The organism is Amazonocrinis nigriterrae CENA67 (assembly GCF_016056305.1).
Classification (GTDB): Bacteria; Cyanobacteriota; Cyanobacteriia; order Cyanobacteriales; family Nostocaceae; genus Amazonocrinis; species Amazonocrinis nigriterrae.
On the sequence record NZ_JAECZC010000056.1, the window covers coordinates 82,095 to 101,599 of the forward strand.

Annotated in this window: 18 protein-coding genes; 14 read left to right on the top strand and 4 right to left on the bottom strand. The window is 41.2% G+C overall.

The genetic code is table 11. The features are described from left to right. Positions 1–2: 2 nt before the first annotated feature. From I8748_RS23815 to I8748_RS23840, 6 genes are all read left to right on the top strand, one after another. Positions 3–461 (top strand): PaaI family thioesterase, encoded by a 459-nt coding sequence (locus I8748_RS23815; protein ID WP_198127014.1) that lies wholly within the window; start codon positions 3–5, stop codon positions 459–461. A gap of 264 nt (positions 462–725) precedes the next feature. After that, complete coding sequence (locus I8748_RS23820; protein ID WP_198127015.1) at positions 726–1,619, top strand: alpha/beta fold hydrolase; 894 nt, start codon at positions 726–728, stop codon at positions 1,617–1,619. A gap of 213 nt (positions 1,620–1,832) precedes the next feature. Continuing rightward, positions 1,833–2,468, top strand: a complete 636-nt coding sequence (locus I8748_RS23825) for a PEP-CTERM sorting domain-containing protein (RefSeq protein WP_198127016.1) — start codon at positions 1,833–1,835, stop codon at positions 2,466–2,468. A 92-nt stretch (positions 2,469–2,560) separates the two neighbouring features. Then, complete coding sequence (locus I8748_RS23830) at positions 2,561–2,953, top strand: MAPEG family protein (protein WP_198127017.1); 393 nt, start codon at positions 2,561–2,563, stop codon at positions 2,951–2,953. A 420-nt stretch (positions 2,954–3,373) separates the two neighbouring features. Next, positions 3,374–3,574, top strand: a complete 201-nt coding sequence (locus I8748_RS23835; RefSeq protein WP_318781259.1) for an HAD hydrolase family protein — start codon at positions 3,374–3,376, stop codon at positions 3,572–3,574. 266 nt (positions 3,575–3,840) lie between these two features. Continuing rightward, complete coding sequence (locus I8748_RS23840) at positions 3,841–4,344, top strand: hypothetical protein (protein WP_198127019.1); 504 nt, start codon at positions 3,841–3,843, stop codon at positions 4,342–4,344. A gap of 61 nt (positions 4,345–4,405) precedes the next feature. Here I8748_RS23840 and I8748_RS23845 read toward each other — a convergent pair whose 3' ends face one another. Together I8748_RS23845 and I8748_RS23850 are read right to left on the bottom strand one after the other, a co-directional pair. Further along, positions 4,406–4,564 carry a hypothetical protein gene (locus tag I8748_RS23845; protein ID WP_198127020.1) on the bottom strand — a complete coding sequence of 53 codons (159 nt, stop codon included), beginning with the start codon at positions 4,562–4,564 and terminating at the stop codon, positions 4,406–4,408. Between the two features lie 137 nt (positions 4,565–4,701). Continuing rightward, positions 4,702–4,929 carry a hypothetical protein gene (locus tag I8748_RS23850; protein ID WP_198127021.1) on the bottom strand — a complete coding sequence of 76 codons (228 nt, stop codon included), beginning with the start codon at positions 4,927–4,929 and terminating at the stop codon, positions 4,702–4,704. Positions 4,930–5,325: 396 nt separating this feature from the next. Between I8748_RS23850 and pdxR the strand changes: the two genes are divergently transcribed. The 5 genes from pdxR (at position 5,326) to I8748_RS23875 (ending at position 11,883) form a co-directional block, all read left to right on the top strand. After that, on the top strand, positions 5,326–6,831 hold the full coding sequence (gene pdxR, locus I8748_RS23855; RefSeq protein ID WP_198127022.1) for a MocR-like pyridoxine biosynthesis transcription factor PdxR: 1,506 nt from the start codon (positions 5,326–5,328) through the stop codon (positions 6,829–6,831). Between the two features lie 458 nt (positions 6,832–7,289). Next, complete coding sequence (locus I8748_RS23860) at positions 7,290–9,509, top strand: FAD/NAD(P)-binding protein (protein WP_318781258.1); 2,220 nt, start codon at positions 7,290–7,292, stop codon at positions 9,507–9,509. 342 nt (positions 9,510–9,851) lie between these two features. Further along, positions 9,852–10,394 carry a universal stress protein gene (locus tag I8748_RS23865; RefSeq protein ID WP_198127023.1) on the top strand — a complete coding sequence of 181 codons (543 nt, stop codon included), beginning with the start codon at positions 9,852–9,854 and terminating at the stop codon, positions 10,392–10,394. 51 nt (positions 10,395–10,445) lie between these two features. After that, a complete protein-coding gene (locus I8748_RS23870; protein WP_198127024.1) occupies positions 10,446–11,045 on the top strand; it encodes a DUF3122 domain-containing protein in 600 nt (199 codons plus the stop codon). A 172-nt stretch (positions 11,046–11,217) separates the two neighbouring features. After that, complete coding sequence (locus tag I8748_RS23875) at positions 11,218–11,883, top strand: hypothetical protein (protein WP_198127025.1); 666 nt, start codon at positions 11,218–11,220, stop codon at positions 11,881–11,883. Between the two features lie 52 nt (positions 11,884–11,935). Here the strand turns inward: I8748_RS23875 and I8748_RS23880 are convergent, their stop codons facing one another. Then, positions 11,936–12,325 carry a pentapeptide repeat-containing protein gene (locus tag I8748_RS23880; protein WP_198127026.1) on the bottom strand — a complete coding sequence of 130 codons (390 nt, stop codon included), beginning with the start codon at positions 12,323–12,325 and terminating at the stop codon, positions 11,936–11,938. 110 nt (positions 12,326–12,435) lie between these two features. Continuing rightward, positions 12,436–12,681, bottom strand: a complete 246-nt coding sequence (locus I8748_RS23885) for a helix-turn-helix domain-containing protein (protein ID WP_198127027.1) — start codon at positions 12,679–12,681, stop codon at positions 12,436–12,438. A gap of 121 nt (positions 12,682–12,802) precedes the next feature. Between I8748_RS23885 and I8748_RS35825 the strand changes: the two genes are divergently transcribed. The 3 genes from I8748_RS35825 (at position 12,803) to I8748_RS23895 (ending at position 19,415) form a co-directional block, all read left to right on the top strand. Then, positions 12,803–12,931: a hypothetical protein gene (locus I8748_RS35825; protein ID WP_263976532.1), complete on the top strand. Its 129-nt coding sequence runs from the start codon at positions 12,803–12,805 to the stop codon at positions 12,929–12,931. A gap of 237 nt (positions 12,932–13,168) precedes the next feature. Continuing rightward, positions 13,169–18,826 carry a response regulator gene (locus I8748_RS23890; RefSeq protein ID WP_198127028.1) on the top strand — a complete coding sequence of 1,886 codons (5,658 nt, stop codon included), beginning with the start codon at positions 13,169–13,171 and terminating at the stop codon, positions 18,824–18,826. A gap of 202 nt (positions 18,827–19,028) precedes the next feature. Continuing rightward, positions 19,029–19,415 (top strand): response regulator, encoded by a 387-nt coding sequence (locus I8748_RS23895; protein ID WP_198127029.1) that lies wholly within the window; start codon positions 19,029–19,031, stop codon positions 19,413–19,415. The last annotated feature ends 90 nt before the right edge of the window (positions 19,416–19,505 follow it).

Below are 19,505 nucleotides of genomic sequence, written 5' to 3' on the forward strand. Positions count from 1 at the left end.
TTATGGATGCTACGATCAAGACCGAAAAACTCAACAAACCTGTTGCTAAAATTAGAACTCCTGCTAATATCGTTTCCCTACGAGAAGCAATTCAGACATCTCCCTTTACAGTCTGGACGAATGCAGAGATTACTGCTTGTGAAGATGGCTTTGCTGAATTAATAGTCCCTATGCGAGAAGAATTAAAGCAGCATAATGGTTTTACTCACGGAGCTGTAATTGGCTTTTTAATTGATAGTGCCTGTTGTTGGGCAGCAGCTTCTAAAGTTGGTGATGTCGTGACTGCGGAATACAAGCTCAACTTTATTGCCCCTGCAGTTGGGGAAAAATTGATTGCTAGAGGTTATGTGATTAAATCGACCTTTAGTCAAGTCATTACTAGAGCTGATGTGTTTTCTGTGAAAGGGACTAAGGAAAACCTTGTGGCTACTGGTTTAGCGACCGTAACCCCCTATGGTTGACCTAAAAACTGATAATATCTGGTCAACTTCATTAGGTAAATGCTAAGACTTGAATTCATTTCCTGAAAAAGTTATCAAAGGTATGTCAAAGCAGGTTTTGTTTCTGATTTTTGAAGCTAGAAGGCAACATCTACAAAAGCATACATTTCAGAATGTCAAAAAGAAGGAAATAGTAGCTTTGTAAAAGCTTTATGCGAAAATCATCTTTTTTCAGTAGCAAAAACTGCCTGACATTACCATAATTTACTTACAAGCAACTTAAATATGTTTGCAACCTTAATTGATACGGCTTTGCCAACCTTGAGAAGTTCCTCAATCATCTACAGTCCTGCTAGTCGTTCTCGGTCTAATATTCAATTTATGGATATGGGGATAACGTGGATACGCTATTGCATTACTGGAGATAACAAACCCACTATTGTACTCAATACAGACCCTCCTTTAACTATTGAGTCTTACGAGCAGACAATTACCGAGCTTTCTCGCTATTTTAGAGTTATTGTTTTTGAAATACCAGGATTTGGATTTTCCTTTCCCAAGAGATTAAGTTTTAGATATGATTTTGACTTTATTACAACCATCTTAGTTCAATTCTTAACCCGTCTCAATTTAGGCCCTTATGTATTAAGCTTTCCTTGCCTTTTGGGATTTTGTGCCATTAAAATTGCTAACCTTCATCCTGAGTTAGTTTCTCACATGGTTCTTAATCAAATTCCCACGTGGCAAGGTGCTTTGGAGTGGAAAAAAGGCAGAGATCCTCAAGGTATTCTCTCTACTCCTTTTCTGGGCCAAATAGCTTTACATTTCCTAAAACAAAAGCGTTGTGGCAGCTGGTTTGACCTCGTAAGTGCAGAATCTCAAACAGCGCAAAAATTAACTGAAATAGCACTTTCGTCCTACAAGTTGGGAGCGTGCTTTTCTCTAGCTTCGTGCTTTCAATTTTACTTGCAAGAACAGCAACCTGATTTAGAACCTGTTAAACAACCCAGCCTGATTATTTGGGGAGAATGTGATGGTTCTCATGCACATACTGATAAGAGTCAGACTCGCCAGTTAACTCTTGATTATGAAGAAATATATATTCAAAAAGCAGGTCACTCCCCTGAAGTTGAAGCTCCTCAAATTTTTGCTGAATCAGTTAAAAATTTGGTGGGTTAAAATTGGCTGCGTTACAAAAGTAATAGTATCACTCTACTGATAGCAAAATACTTCAAGTTCTCTATAAGAATCTGGTTTAATTTGTAAAATTACCTATAAGAACAGGAAATAAGTATAATAATTTTCCATTGATGATTTAAGATTTTTATATGCTCAATCTATGAAATTTGATGCATTTTCCAGCTAATAAATAAATCCAAGTAACAGGTTATTATGTTTGCAAAAAAAAGTATTTACTGCCTTGCCTCTGTAACAGTTCTATTGACTGTAATGTCAAAATCAGCATCAGCCGCTATTATTAAACAGACTGTTGATGATTTTAATGGCACTTTTAATTCAGTTAATTTACCAATTGGTAGTCGAGAAGTTCCTACAGGGGTAATTTCTGCAAGACAGAACCCCAATTTACCAAGTGTAGTTACCTTCGATACGGATACCAAGCAAAGTATTTTTAATCTCAACTTTTTACTTCATTTTCCCCTTTTGAATGCTTTGGGGTTACAATCCATTCCTATTGCTCCCTTTGTAACAGGTTCATATAGGGTTGATGGACAAGATTTAATAGCTGATATGACAGGTCAAGGTATAGTAAGCGGATCTTCTCCTTTTGCCGGAATACAGACTTTCTTTCAAGTTCGATGGAGAGTTAAAAGTCCTTTAGATACTTCTACTCTCCTTGGTCAGATCGAATCAGAAGTTGTCACAATTTGTCCACCTTCTAGTGCATGTGTACAAACTACTGGTACAGGGAGAGCTACTTCCGTTCCTGAACCTGGAACAATGGCTGGAATTATTGTTGCTAGTGCAATGGGTTATTGTATGAAACGTCAGAGAAAAAAACCTTGCTAATGTTGTGAAAGTAGTAATTTCTTGCTGGTAAATCTTTGCAATTTCTCTAATTGCAAAGCTATACTTAATTTTTTGATTGTCAGGATTCTCATATGTCACCTTTAGTTAGTTTGATAACTACTTTGGCACTTTTGTTATACTTTGTTTTAACAATTAATGTCAGCAGATATAGAGTTAAATACAAGGTATCTGCTCCTCAAATGTCTGGACATCAAGACTTTGAAAGAGTGCTACGAGTCCAGCAGAATACTTTGGAACAGTTAGTTTTGTTCTTACCTGGGTTATGGTTATTTTCTCTGTATGTTAGTCCATTGTGGGGAACTGGACTTGGTGTTGTCTGGTTGGTAGGACGAATTGCATTCGCTTGGGGATATTATCAAGCTGCCAAGAAACGGGTTATTGGTTTTGCTATTAGTTCCATAACCACCTTAGTATTACTCCTGGGTTCGCTTATTGGTATTATCCTATTTCGTGTACAAATATAACTTTGTAATACTATTTCCCTATAATGCTTGGCTTCATTTTCTCACAAGGTTGATGTTACAAAAAAGCCTTTGAGTAAATCAAATTTGTATCATATTAGTGGCGTTGATTTTGCTGCTGTTGATGGTTTCGGTGCTTTAACTGTACTGGTATTATATCAAGTTCGGATAAATAGTTATAATTTCCAAAGTCATTGCACCCCACCCCCAACCCCTCCCCGTGAACAGGGAGGGGAAACGGAGGGGAAAGTTTGACTTCTGTCAAAGGCGGGGTGGGGTTCTTCGCCTTTTATAAGTAATTAAGCGAACTTGATATTATACCGTTTCACTTTAATAATGATACAAATACGTTTCTAGGGGCGCACAGCTAGCTGTGCGCCCCTAGAAAAAATCTATATTTATCAGAATTTTCGTGAAAATGACATCAAAATGTTCAAAATTGCTGATCATGCTATTACAGTTGCTAATGCAGATGCTGAACTCAAGCGTTACGCTTCATTGGTAATTGGCTTAAAAAATACAGAAGACAGTGTGGTCAAATATATTCAACATTTATGGTCGAACAGATATGGTTTCAAGTCCGACTCTGATACAAAAAATATTTTAAATTTACGTCTAATGTGAATTAGATAGGTTTTTTTTGCGAGTCTTTGATACTACACAGACTGAATTATGATAAAATCCAAACTGTGTTCATAAAACAAATTTCTACATTGACGTAGGAATCCTAATTTAATATTGGAAAAAATCAGTATATTTATACTAATTTTTTCAGTTTAGAGTTACCTGCTACGCAAATAAGTTCCTAAATCAAAGTAGACTGGTGTATTTCCATTACTATCAGCTAGTAATTATCCTCTATATTCAAGAAAACTGTTATGATCTACCAATTGAAAAAACCTTTAGCAGTTGCCACAATTATTGCTATATTCAATGTTTTGAGTCAAGGAAGCGCGGGTGCTGTCAGTTTTAATTTTACTCAAGATGGTTGGTCGCAAGGTGGAATAGTAACTGGGAGCTTTGAAGGAGAAGATTTAGATAGTAACAATATTATTTCAGAGACTGAAATTACGAATTTTTCATTAGCTTGGTCAGGAAATGCAGAAGTACCTGAATTTGAATTCAAAGACGTAGATACATGGGAATTTTCCACAGACGAAGTTCGCTTAATTTCAGGTTTTACAAGTCAAGCAACAACTTTTTGGTCTTATGACGGTAAATTTGGTTCTGTTGGCATAGGTGCTTTTGCTGGAACAATTAGCGATACAACTGAATCAGCGCCAATATTTGAACAAGTAAGTGCAAAAACTGTTCCAGAACCTACCTCGATTGTTGCAAGTTTGGTTACCTTGTGCGCCATGCTAGTCAAAAAAAAGTTAGCTAAAAAGCATTAGGTCTTTCACAAAATAGCTAGTAGCCTCTGTTCGCCGCAGTTGCGCTGGCTGCTTTCATAGTTCAATAAAAGAGTAGCGATCGCACAAAAGACACTACACCTAAAACATCGCCTCCCGAAGGTTCAACTAAAAACAGAGTATAGGTGTACCTAGCTTCGTAAAAATCAAATGTGAATCCTATATTATCGATTTGGTATTTATAGGATGGAATGGTACTCACTTCAGCCGAAATTCCCGACTTCTTCAAGAAGTTGGGAATCTAATGTTTGAGTTTTTTAAAATACACGGCTTAGCTACGCTAATGCTGCAACCAGTTGATATAGCTTTCTGAATCACGAATTATTTGGTCATGCAGATTTACCTGGTGTAATACTGCATCTCAATCCAAACTCGCATTTCGGCTTCAGAACCAAAACAAGCAGAACGACCTGTCAGAGGGTCATAAGCGTGCCAAGCAGAATCACCATTGGCTAGGTGGGTTTGCCAAACTTGCAATTCAGAATTCTTTGTCAGTATGGTAACTAAGTTCTGCCACAATTTTTGTAATTTTGATTCTACTAAAGACCATGCATCAACTATCTTCATAAAAAATTCTCTCCCGGCTCAACTGAGCCATTAAATAAACTTTGTGCATCTAACTTGCATATTCACTTTTGAAGGCCATCCTTATTTCCATGCCCATAAATTATGCAATTTAGATGTGTTACATATAGCTGTAGTCACATCGGTTAGGACAATGTTCATTGCTCAAAGCTAATAAACAACTGGCTTCCTACTTAGAACTCAGCACTTTGCTATACTTTCTAGATTCGCTTAGTAATAACTGAATGAGAAGGTACAGATTCATACAATTTAGACTGGTACAGTAGTAAGAATTTCAACTGTTCTAGTAAAATTACACTCAACTGTACTGGTTCAGACACAGAAAAATACCTTATATTGCCTGTAGTCCCTGCTGTTATCCTGAATGAGGGTTGCGCTGTGAATATTCTCCTAGACCGGCACTCACCAAACCCTATTTATTTGCAAATTCGTGATTATCTGAGTCGTCTGATTCAATCTGGCAAAATACCAGCCGGACAAAAACTTCCTTCGATTCGTAGTTTGTCGGAGAGTATTCAAGTTAACAAGTTGACAGTGATTGAGGCGTACAGTCTCCTAGAAGCCGATGGACTTATCCATGCTCGCCAAGGTTCAGGATATTTTGTCAATCGTACAGTCACTTCTGGTTTTACCAAGCGCTCAAATTTTGCCCCAGCCCAAGAGGTAATCATTTCAGAAGGGGAAGGGTCATTTTTCCACCAATATACAAGTTCAATTCAGGCTCGGCGGCAGCAAAATATTATTGATTTTAGTTCGGGTTTTCCCTCTGCTTCTAGCTCAAATTATCTCCAAAAAATTGCTAAACGGGCATTGACTAAAACAGGGGATAACGTCTTTAAAGAAGACTTTCCCCAAGGACAATTGGTCTTGCGGGAATTGATTGCTCAAATGTTAGTGCAACCAGGATTAGAGGTTTCTCCTGAAGAAATTATTATTACCAGTGGTTCACAGCAAGCGCTATCGCTGGCTATGCAATACTACCTGCAAAAAGGCGATTGGGTGATTGTGGAAACACCAACTTATCATGGTGCATTAGGAATTCTTGAAAATTTGGGAGCTAAGGTAATAGGAATTCCCATGACTGCGGAGGGAATGAATTTAGAGTTGCTGGAGCAGTATCTTAAAAGTCACCGACCTAAACTAATTTATACTATCAGTACTTTACATAATCCCACAGGGATCACAACTTCCCAAGAGCATCGGCAAGCTTTATTGGGGTTAGCACAACAGTACGAGTGTCCCATTTTAGAAGATAATGCTTATGAAGGGTTAAATTTTGAACCTGTTCCGGCTCCAATTAAGGCACTCGATCGCGACAATTGGGTAACTTACATCAGCACATTCTCAAAAACCCTGATGCCTGGACTACGAGTTGGTTACATGGTGGTGACAGGTGAACATCGTCAACCTCTGGTAAAACAGAAATTACTCAATGATTTGCACGTGTCTACAGTGTCTCAAGCAATTGTGAGTGAGTTGTTAGCGTCGGGACATTACCGCCGTCATTTAAGTCGTTTGCGGACTAGTAACCTGCAAAATTGTAATGTGATGCTGCAAGCATTGGAGAGGTACTTTCCTGATGCGATCGCTTGGACTATTCCCAAAGGCGGTTTATTTCTGTGGACTCATCTCCCGAATCATTTACCAATTCAAGCAATTTGCCGAGATGCCTTATCTGAACATGTCCTAGTTGCTAATGGTGCAGCATTTTTTCCAGGCGGAGGCTATCCCGCCATGCGCCTGAACTTTTGCCACACACCAGAAGATATTGAACAAGGTATTAAAATTCTCGGTCGCATACTCAAAAACTATTTAACTCCCACTTATATCAGCTTGGGTTTACCATCTCAAGGCAGGAGGCAGGAGTTAGGAGTTAGGAGTTAGGAGTTAGGAGTTAGGAGTTAGGAGTTAGGAGTTAGGAGTTAGGAGTTGGGAGTTGGGAGTTGGGAGTTGGGAGTTAGGAGTTAGGAGTTAGGAGTTGGGAGTTGGGAGGTTTATTCCCAATGCCCAATGCCCCATGCCCCATTGTCAAAATTTGATAACAAAATTAGTAGTGAATTTCTGCTTTGGCAACTGGTTATTATGATGTTAGATTAAAACCGCGGTATTTCTATCGATTTTTGAAAAAAGAAACCCATGATTTAGAGCTAAAAAGTTATCAAGGCTGGTATCATCTGGGTTTTAGCTTTTATGATTTTGCGATCCCCGCATCCTCAATTTGGAGAATTGCACACTTAATTTCAATTCCCACTTGTTCATGTGGATTTGTGGTTTTTTGATTCAATTCATACGTTTGTTGAGGTCAAACAGGCGTAATTTCACAGGTTGTCTAGGATAAGTTTGTGAGTAGAAAGTACCAAGCACATCTCACATATCCCATGAACAGCAATATTTTTAACCTCAAGATTTCTCCTATTACGTTTGCCATCGTTGGCGGTGGTTTTAGTGGTTCTCTAGTTGCTGCAAATCTTTTGCGAAAGGTCACTATGCCACTTTCCATCAAGTTGATTGAACGTAATTCGCAAGTAGGTAGAGGAGTTGCTTACGGTACGCAAGTAGATTGTCACTTGCTAAATGTTCCAGCAGGTAAGATGAGTGCGTTTCCTGATGAACCGAATCATTTCTTAAACTGGTTGCATCAAAACGGACATAAAGAAGTAACAGCATCTACTTTTGTGCCGCGTAAAGTTTATGGAGATTATGTACAGGCGACCTTGAAATCAGCAGAGGACAATGCACGACCTGATGTATGCCTAGAAAAAATTGTAGATGAAGCGATCGCCATCGAAACAACCACCGATAGCACAACAGTATACCTCAGCAGCGGGCAGCGTTTGCATGTACAAAAAGTTGTGCTAGCTCTAGGTAATTTATCGGCAACTTTGCCTGCACCTCTGACTGCTGTGGCTAATAGTGGTTATGTTAAAGATGCGTGGATGAGTGATGCGTTCGCGCAGCGTTGCGAAGCACTCGCAGACTTAAATCCAGAGGATGCAATTCTGTTGGTAGGTACTGGGCTAACAATGGTAGATGCTGTTGTAGCCTTGCATCAACAAGGGTTCAAAGGACAAATCCATGCTGTCTCCCGTCACGGATTGATGCCACAGTGTCACAAACCAACTACACCTTATCAGGTATTTATTGATGTAGAGACTGCACCAAAAACTGCACGAGGACTACTGCATCTAGTACGGCAAGAACTGCAACAAGCGCAAGATTGGCGTGCAGTCATAGATGCCATCCGTCCAATTACACAACAACTCTGGCAGGTATTACCATTCAATGAACAAAAGCGCTTTCTTCGTCACGTCAAAGCTTACTGGGAAGTTCATCGCCATCGGATTGCCACAGAAATTGCCGACATCCTCGATGCTGCAATCAAGTCTGGACAACTGATGCATTATGCAGGTCGAGTACAAAGCTGCCGAGAGTTGGCAAATCAAGTAGAAGTAAGAATTCAGGAACGGGGAACACACAAAGATATCACTTTGCAAGTCAAGCGGATTATTAACTGCACTGGCGCAAATTGCAACTATCGCCGATTACAACATCCATTAATCGCCAGCCTGCAAGAACAACGCTTGATCCGTCCCAATGCTTTGGGAATGGGAATCGACACAGCCGCCAACGGTGCCCTCATTGATGCTGATGGCAATGCATCGCCAATGCTGTATACCTTGGGGACACCGCGTAAAGGCAATCTTTGGGAAACCACCGCAGTTCCCGAAATTCGAGTTCAAGCAGCGAATCTGGCACAGGAGCTACTGAAATCCTTGCAACCCAAGACTTATGCTGCTATTGGAGGGGACTGGTTAACTGAAAATTCATTGTTCACGTTGAGGAAACCTTCTATGCTATTTCGTCAACTGTTCGATAAAGAATCGAGTACCTATACTTACTTGATTGCCGATTCAGAAACCAAAACAGCTATTTTAGTTGATCCTGTGTTGGAGCAAGTAGAACGTGACCTCCAGATATTACACGAATTAGGGTTGACTCTGCGCTACTGTTTGGAAACCCATATCCATGCCGACCACATCACCGGCACAGACAGACTTAGATTGCATACAGGTTGTTTGGGTATTGTTCCTGAGAAGACAGAAGCAAGTTGTGTAGACCGCTACATTGCAGATGGTGAGATTTTGCAACTAGGGAGTGTGGAAATTAAAGCGATCGCTACTCCTGGTCATACTAACAGCCACATGGCTTATCTGGTCAATTACACTCATCTATTAACCGGAGATGCCCTATTTATTCGGGGTTGTGGTCGTACCGACTTTCAATTTGGTGATGCTGGATTGCTATATGATGCAGTCACCCAGAAGCTATTCACGTTACCTGATGACACATTGGTATATCCCGGTCACGACTACCAAGGACGAACAGTATCTACCATTGGTGAAGAGAAACGCTGGAATCCCCGGTTTGCCGGACGTAGCCGCAGCCAGTTCATTGAGTTAATGAATAACCTCAACCTGCCAATGCCTAAGAAGATGTTGGAAGCTGTACCCGCAAATCAACATTGTGGCAGAGTTTTAATGGCGTTGGATTATCAAATTTGAAACGGGAATTGGGAATTGGGAATTGGGAATGGGGCATTGGGCATCAACCTCCAAACTCCTGTACGGGCGGGTTTAGTCAGTATCTATTGCTACTAATTGAGTTTCTTCAAAAACCCGCCCCTACAACTCCTAACTCCTAACTCCTAACTTCCTCACAAGTTCCTCAAATTGTTATTTTATAAAGTTAGGTGTAAGACAAAGATTGCTTAAAAGTTCACACAGGCCAGTTACTAGAAAAATTTTGTAAATTGTTGCCAAAAGTAGATGCAAAATTGGTAATTTCTGCCAATACAGTATTGAAAAACCAGGAAACTCAATTACTAATAAATGCCAGAGGTCTATATGCTGAAAAAGATTTTAGTTGCATTGGATCGCTCGGAAATGGGGAAACAGGTTTTTGAGCAAGCATTGGCTTTAGCGCAGGTGACACAAGCCAAGTTAATGCTGCTGCATGTTTTATCCCCAGAAGAAGAGGACAGTCCCTACTTTCCTATGTTATCTAATGTGGAATACTATCCAGCATTGAGTGGTCAAAGCTTTGAGTTATACCAGAAGCAGTGGGATAGCTTTAAAGATGAAGGTGTAAATATACTGCAATCCTTCAGTGCCCAAGCAAACACACTAGGAGTCTCGACAGAATTTTCACAAACGCTTGGTAGTCCTGGGCGAACAATTTGTAAATTAGCAGCGACTTGGGGTGCTGATTTAATTATTATGGGACATCGAGGCCGCTCTGGGTTAGCGGAAATGTTTCTAGGGAGTGTAAGTAACTACGTGGTTCACCATGCTACTTGTTCAGTCTATATTGTACATAACCCAGTCCTTGTTAAAAACCCTGAGACTGTTGTCAAAGAATCTACAAGCGTTGTAGGCTCAACTCAGTAAAGACGCGATCGCAAATCAGCTTGGTTAACTTAACACCAGGAGGTGAATCTGATGTTACGCCACAGCCAACAAACATTGAAAAATCGCAAGAGGTTAAAAAGCAAAAAGAAAACAAAAGCTTTATCCCTGACCCTTAATTATGGCAAAAGTTTCTTTTGGTGGCTGCTATGGCTGGGAATATTGACAATATCAATATACATATTTTTGAGTTCAGTAAATCTCCCATCCCAGATGGTAATCGCTGATGTCAGCAAGTTAGAAGCAGCACCAGGAGAAATACTTTATCGTTCGCAGAAAAAATTAGATGATCAATCAGGAAATGTTTGGCAAGTTGTCCTGTTTAGACAAGTTTATCCTGGTCAAGGTCAGACTGTAAACCTACGGCTTGTTGGGTTTCCTAATTCTGCGGAACTTTTCCATCCCCAACCTTTAAAAATTACTACCGCCACTGGTAAAGTTTTCACTGCTGCTGATATTTTTTTAGATGATGCACCAGCACCAACAATCGGTCAGTATAACCTGAAAGATATATTACCACAATTGCCAAGGGAACCCCTAGTACTGAGCATACCTCTGCCAGGCGATCGCTTTATCAATATCTCAGTTCCTAAATCTGTGGTGCTGGAATGGCAATTGGTAATGGAGAGTTAGTTGTCAGTTGTCATTTGTCATTTGTCAGTTGTCAGTTGTCAATTGTCATTTGTTATTCTCCCCATCCCCCTCATCCCCCTCATCCCCCCATCTCCCCATCTCCCTCATCCCCCCATCTCCCTCATCTCCCTCATCTCCCTCATCCCCCATCTCCCTACTCAAAGAGGATCTCATGCACAAGCAAAATCAACATCAGGGCTTGTTTTTATGGGAAAAGTGGGTAATGGCTACCGCTTTTGGCTCGGTTGTGGGTTTTGGAGCGATCGCAGCCTTCAATGCGATAACATCTAGGGTAGAAAATGTCAATATATACATTATCTTGCTGGTGGTGGGGATTGTTGAAGGGGTAGTTTTGGGGTTTTCGCAACTTTTAGCACTACGGCGCTATATTCATAAACCAATTGGATGGGTAATTTTCACCACTATTGCAGCAGTTTTGGCGTGGTTGATTGGTTTAGCACTGAGTTATCTGATGGCTGTGGCTTTCAGTTTCCTAGGAGATGGAATGAAATTTTTGGTGCTGCTACCAGCAATTGTTTTACTGGGAGGTGGGGTAGGAGCAGTGCTAGGATTTGCCCAATGGCTGCTTTTCCAAGCATACGTGAGAATATATATCCGCCAAGCAGGCTGGTGGGTGGGGGCTAATACCTTAGCTTGGTCGTTGGGTTTACTCATAGCCTTTATGGATATAGGCTTTGAGCAGTCAGATGGATTGAGTATCCACAATGCTCTCAACGCTGCGGTGACTGGCGCTGCAATGGGGACTGTGGTAGGAGCAAGTACAGGAATTTTCTTAGTTTGGCTGATGAACCTCTCAAGGGGGGGAATTGAAAATTAAAAATTAAAAATTAAAAATTAAAAATTCAAGTTGATAGATGACTGTTGACTGGTTAGTCATGTTGAATTTGCAAACCTGCTTTAACTAAATCAAAATTTGGGGGAAAATGGGTATTGCGATCGCAGTCTGCTTTTTCTAAGTTTGCGCCTTGGAGATCGGCTTGAGAAAGATTGGCTGATATCAACAATGCTCCCCTGAGATCGGCATTCCTCAAATTGGCTTGACTCAGGTCGGCGAAGCTGAGGTCAGTTCCCCTGAGATTAGCACCACTGAGGTTAGCTTCACTCAAGTCAGCATAACTGAGGTCAGATCCTTTGAGGTTAACGCCTTGCAAATCAGCATTGCCTAGTTCTGCTCTACTAAAAGCCCGTTTCCCAGCAGCATACTCATCTATGAGAGTAGTTACTACATTAATGGGCTGCTGAGAATTTACTTCAGACATAATTCTTAATTGGTAATTATAGTGATTTTACTCAAAGCCTGAGTCTATTTTATTAGCTCAGGTTTTTAGCGTTCAAATAGCGATCGCATTTTCCCATATCATCACAACCGTCAAGTTTGGTTGTCATTCAAAATAAAGCGGCCTAAGTACAGTAGCAGGAAATCTCTGGCAGCGGCAGAGTTAATTTTCTCTAACGCTTCAATTATCTCAATAACTGCCTCAGCCGAAGGATCTCGGTTTTCATTGACCCATCTATTAATACTAGATCGTCCTATATCCATTGCTACTGCCAGTTGATTTTGGCTGATGTTATGGACTTCGAGTACTTGTCTTAGTGCTTTCCCTGCTCTTCCCATGCTCCCATAGTGTCAGAGGAGCATCACGTCGTAAATGTTGACAATAGTCTACGTGAGCATCCACAAAATTTATGTTGACAATCGTCAACATAAATTTTCTCCCGAAAACAGGTGAATACCAATGTCAGAGAATCTACCCAATGATGCAAATGAAAGGCCTATAATCACTAATATTGAAGCTTTAACAATTTCAAGCAAGCCAGTAAACCGGATGATTTTGATTGGTGCGCCGGAATGGGTAAAAGCGTGACTTACAGATTACATAGTTTGGGTTTTGCTGATTTAGCACAATGGAGTCGATTGATGCCAACTCGTAAATCAAAAGACATGATTACTGATAAATATTGATATTTGTTAATTAACATTAACCCACAAAAGATATATCCTTTAAGATGCATTTAAGCTGAAAAGTTAATACTAATTATAATTGTGAATTTTTGTTTTCGCTCATTCTTTGTTAAATTATTAACCTTTGGAAAGCAGTTATATGAAGATTTTAGTTGTAGAGGATGACGAGTTAAACGCCTATGCGCTGACTGCTGTTCTCAATCATCAAAATTATGCCGTTGAAGTTGCCACTGATGGCGATGCTGCTTGGGATTTAATCGAAACTTATGACTATGATTTAATCCTCCTAGATGTGATGCTGCCAGGATTAGATGGTATCAGCCTTTGTCGTCAAATCCGCTCTCGTGGTCTACAAATGCCCATCCTATTGTTGACAGGATGTGATAGCAGTCATGAAAAAGCGATCGGGTTAGATGCAGGTGCAGATGACTATGTGGTTAAACCTTTTGAGCAAGAAGAATTGGTTGCGCGCGTCAGGGCTTTATTGCGTCGCGGGGGAACCACATCACAACCAGTACTAGAGTGGGGGAATTTACAGCTTGACCCTAGCAGTTGTGAAGTCACTTACAACCAAGATTTGCTGTCATTAACCCCGAAAGAATATGCGCTTTTGGAGTTATTTTTGCGAAATAGTCGTCGGGTGTTTAGTTGCAACATGATTTTAGAACATCTCTGGTCTTATGAAGACACCCCCCAAGAAGAAGCTGTTCGCACCCATATCAAAGGATTACGGCAAAAATTAAAATCTGTGGGAGCGCCCAATGATTTAATTGAGACAGTTTATGGTATTGGCTATCGTCTCAAACCGCAGTTAGAGGAAACAGAAGAGAAAAAACAGGAGCCAGGAGATAAAAAGCACGAGACAAAAGACAAAAAGCAGGAGCAAACATTAGGTGCAATAGCCGAAATTTGGCGGCGATTTAGTGGGCGAATAGATGAGCAGGTGAAGCAGCTAGAGCAAGCAGCAGCTTTAACTCAGAAAGCTTTCAATTCAGAAGTGAAAGCGCAAGCACTACGAGAGGCGCATACCTTAGCAGGGTCATTAGGCACTTTTGGCTTACCTGAAGGTTCAAAGATAGCACGCAAAATTGAGCAACTGTTGAAATCCAGTAAAACCTTGACGCCATCTGAAACAGCCAACTTCCAAAAATGGGTAAAGCAACTGCGTCAGGAAATTACAGCTAAAAATGAACAAACAACATCAACAGCAGCAACTGCCGATGAATTGCCTTTAGTATTGGTAGTTGACCGCAACCCAATTTTAACTGAACAACTAACACAAGAATCTGCTAACTGGGGATTCAAAGTTAATCTTGCCACCAATTTGGATGCAGCGAGAAATTTCCTCTACAGAGAGCATCCCCATGTAGTGCTACTTGACCCCAGCTTTTCCCCCCATCAAGAAGATAGCTTTAGCCTGTTGGCAGAACTTGCCCAACGTAAACCGCCTGTGCCTGTGCTTGTTTTTACAGACCAGACAGATTTTACCAGCCGCTTGCAACTAGCTCGTCAAGGCGGACATACATTTTTACAAAAGCCCATGTCCACTGCACAGGTGCTAGAAGCGATCGCTCAACTTTTGCAACAAGCACCTCATGCAGAAGCTAAAATCCTAGCTGTAGATGATGATCCGCAAATTCTCGCTTTATTGCAGACATTACTTAGCCCTTGGGGACTCAAAGCGATCGCCCTCAATGATCCACGCCAGTTTTGGGAAACCTTAGAAGCCGTTGCCCCAGATTTATTAATTTTAGATGTGGAAATGCCTTATACCAACGGTATCGAACTGTGCAAAGTGGTACGTAATGATGCCCGCTGGAGTGAGTTGCCTATCCTGTTTCTCACAGTTCACAGCGATGCCGAAATGGTGAATCAGGTCTTTAGCGTGGGTGCTGATGACTTTGTGAGCAAACCCATAGTCGGGCCAGAATTAGTGACTCGAATTATCAACCGCTTAGAGCGAATCAAACTGCGGCGGCGCTTAGCCCAGAAGGGGAGCAGGGGAGCTATTGAGCAGGGGAGTAGAGGAGCAGGGGAAGAAATTACTCCCTCATCCCCCTCATCTCCCTTTGCACCCGATTGGCGCACCATCTTTGATGCTGAACCTGAGTGCGTCAAAATAGTTGCAGCTGATGGTACTTTGTTGGCAATGAATCCAGCAGGGCTGGCTATGATTGAGGTAGATAGCGTCGCAGACGTGATTGGCAAATCAGTATATCCTCTGATTGCTCCAGAAGATAAAGAGACATTTCGCTCAATGAACGAAATTGTCTGTCAGGGCAGTAAGGCTACTATGCAGTTCGAGATCATTACTTGCCAAGGTAATCGCCGATGGTTGGAAACTCATGCTGTACCTCTGTGGAATGAACAAGACAAGACTTGGCTACAGTTAGCTATTACACGGGACATCACTGTGTATAAACAGACAGAGGCTGAACTGCGGCGGGTTAATCGCAGACTTCAGACTTTGAGTAATTGCAATCAGGTAATTGTTCGTGCCAAGGTTGAGTCTGATTTGCTGGAAAATATTTGTCAAATTCTGGTGAACATTGGTGGTTATCGGCTGGCGTGGGTTGGGTTTGCCGAAAATGATGCTCAGAAAAATATCCGCCCAGTTGCTCAAGCAGGCTATGAAGATGGATACTTGCAATCACTCAATTTCACCTGGTCAAATACAGTTCGTGGACGAAACCCAACGGGGACAGCAATTCGCACAGGTCAAACATCTATTGTCCAGAACATTTTAACTGACCGCAAATATGAGATTTGGCAGTGTCAGGCGAACTTGCAAGGCTATGCATCATCAATTGCCTTACCTTTAAAAGATAATGGTGAAGCTTTTGGCGCGTTGAATATATACGCCAGCGAAGTAGATGCTTTTGATGTTGATGAGGTGAAACTTTTAGAAGAATTAGCCGAGGACTTAGCATATGGCATTGTAGCATTACGCAATCAACGCGATCGCGCCTTTGCCCAAACGGCATTACGAGAAAGTGAAGAACGTCTTTCCCTGGCTTTGGAAGCAGTACACCTCGGTATTTGGGACTGGAATCTCACTACTAACCAAATAATCTGGTCTGACAGTCATGCCGAATTATTTGGCATCGTTCCTAGTGCATTTGATGGCAGCTATGAAACCTTTAAATCTTACATCCTGCCAGAAGACTTGGAAAGTTTGGAACAGGCAATAAATGATTCCCACCAACAACGAACTGACTTTAGTCATGAATTTCGAGTTCTTTGGCCAGATGGCAGCATTCACTGGATTGAAGGTAAAGGTAAATCTTACTATAATGAACCTGGTGAACCTGTACGAATGCTGGGTACAGTTAGAGATATCAGCAATCGCAAGCAAGCAATAGTAGCTTTACAACAGAGTGAAGCCAGCTACAAGCAACTTGTTGAACTCTGTCCAGAAGCAATTTTTATTCAAAGTGAAGGTAAATTTGTCTTTTTAAACAGTGCCGCCATTAAACTTTTTGGTGCAACAAAAGGTGAAGAATTACTAGATAAAAATATACTTGAGTTTGTACATTCCAACTCTCAAACATTAGTTCAAGAGCGGATTAAATACCTTAGCGAATTTCAACAACCTATTCCATTACGGGAAGAAAAATGGCTGCGGTTAGATGGAACAACTATTGATTTAGAAGTAGTCGCAGCACCTTTTATTTATCAGGGTAAAATAGCGGCTCAAGTCGTTGCTCGTGATATTTCTCACCGCAAAGCAACAGAGATAGCTTTATACAAAGCTAATAACGAATTAGAATTAAGGGTAGCTGAGCGTACTGCCGAGTTAATTAATGTCAACCGCAAATTACAGTCAGAATTAGATGAACGCCAGCGGACACAAGAAGCACTACGAGTATCTCAATCTCGGTTTGAAGGCATTTTAAGTATTGCTGATGATGCAATTATTTCCATTGATGCCAGCCAAGGTATTACTCTATTTAACCAAGGAGCAGAAAAGATTTTTGGTTATTCAGCCCAAGAAATTCTCGGCAAAAGTTTAGGAGTACTTTTACCACAGCGTTTTTCCCAAGTACATCATCAACATGTGATTGACTTTGGCAAATCTTCAAATTCTGCTCGGAGAATGGGAGAACGCCGTGAAATATTTGGTTGCCGCAAGGATGGTACAGAATTTCCCGCGGAGGCTTCCATATCTAAATTAAAGATAGGAGAAGAAGTACTTTATACGGTAATTTTACGTGATATAACTGAGCGCAAGCAAATTGAGCGAATGAAGGATGAGTTTGTTTCTGTTGTTAGTCATGAACTCCGCACACCTTTGACTTCAATTCACGGTTCTTTAGGAATGTTAGCCAGTGGTCTGCTACAGCCAGACTCAGACCAAGGAAAACGCCTATTACAAATTGCTACTGATAGCACTGAACGCTTAGTACGCCTGATTAATGACATCCTAGACATTGAGCGCATCGAGTCGGGTAAAGTGAAAATGGAAAGAGAAACCTGCAATCTTACTGAACTGATTCATTCAGCAGTAAATATTATGCAGCCCCTCGCCAACAAAGCCCAAGTAACGCTATCTATTTCTAGCCTACCCGTACAGCTTTGGGCCGATCCAGATCGGATTGTGCAAACCTTGACTAACCTACTGAGTAATGCGATTAAATTTTCCTCTGCGGGTCAAACAGTATGGCTAGCGACTCAACTACAAAAAGATGAAGTACTAATAACAGTCAAAGACACCGGGCGCGGCATCCCATCTGATAAGCTTAAAAGTATTTTTGAGCGCTTTCAACAAGTTGATTCTTCAGATTCACGCGACCATGATGGGACTGGTTTAGGCTTGGCAATTTGCCAAAGCATAGTAGAACAACATGGAGGACGCATCTGGGCTGAGAGTACATTAGGCGAGGGTAGCACCTTTTACATGAATCTGCCAATTTTGACAGTTCTCCCAGCAAACTCTTCTACTCCCAATTGCCCATTGCCAATTGCTAATTCCGAATTTCCCAACGCCACATACTCCACTTGGGGAGACCCCAAGACCGCCGCAGTGGCTCCTCCCTACTCTCCCCTAGTTCTAGTGTGTGATGATGACTCAGTTATTCGCGTCGAATTGCAAACGTTGTTGGAACAAGGAGGATATCGAGTGGTGACAGTGGCTACAGGTAAGGAGGCGATCGCTTTAGCATCTACCCTACATCCAGACATCATTTTACTGGATTTGCTGATGCCTGGAATGAATGGTTGGGAAACAATGGCAGTATTAAAGGAAGGTGCAAAAACTCAAGATATTCCCATTGTGATTTGTAGTGTTTACAAGCCATCTACAAATAGCCAACCCAGTGCAGATTTTGTTGATTGGGTAAGTAAACCAGTGGAAGAAAGCTATTTGTTACAGTCACTCAAGCAAGTAGTAGCTAAATACTGCAAAGGAGTCCGCATTCTCATTGTTGAAGATGACGACGATTTAGCCCAACTGCTAGTTACTGTGTTTGAAAGGCATGAAATTGAAACCTTCGTAGCCAAAACTGGACGAGAAGCTATCCGCCTCAGCCAACAAGTTAGTCCTGATTTACTAATTCTTGATTTAATTTTGCCAGAAAGTGATGGCTTTGCAGTGGTAGATTGGCTAAAGCAGCACAATTATCTTTGTAATATCCCTGTAGTAATTTATTCAGCCAAGGATTTGGATGAGTCAGAACGTAATAGACTCAAATTAGGACATACAGAATTTTTGACTAAAGGACGTGTAACAACCCAAGAATTTGAACAGCGAGTCATGGAATTACTTCAGCGAATTACTCACCAACAAGGTGGGGAGTAGGAATGTCATTACGAGCAGAACGCAGTGGAGCGAAGTAATCACAAAAACTCTATTTTAAGGTTTTCAAAGTTGACTTACAAAAATAAGAGCAGAAAGCCCATGTTTGAAATTTAATATAACAGCTACGTGGTAAAGATTTAAAATCCAAAATCCAAAATCCAAAATCCAAAATCCAAAATTGGTATCAGAACAGGTGGCGGTAATGACAAAAAAGCGAATTCTAGTGGTTGATAACGAGGTTTATATTCAAGAAGTCGCCAAGATTTGCTTGGAAACAGTAGCAGACTGGGAAGTGGTAACGGCTAGTTCTGGTCAAGAAGGAATAACTCAAGCCGAGTCTTACCAACCAGACGCAATTTTGCTGGATGTAATGATGCCAGACATGGATGGTATCACTACCTTTGAGAAATTACAAGCAAATCCAGCAACCAAAAGAATTCCAGTAATTTTGTTAACCGCCAAAGTTCAGGCTTCTGACCGTCGTCGCTATGCTCAACTGGGAATGAAAGCTGCGATCGCCAAACCTTTCAATCCGCTAGAATTAGCTAATCAAGTGGCTACAGCCCTAGGTTGGAACCAAGAAAATTAGCAAATCAATAGGGGAGTTAGGAGTTAGTTGTCAGTTGTCAGTTGTCAGTTGTCATTTGTCATTTGTCCCCCCATCTCCCCATTGCCCCCC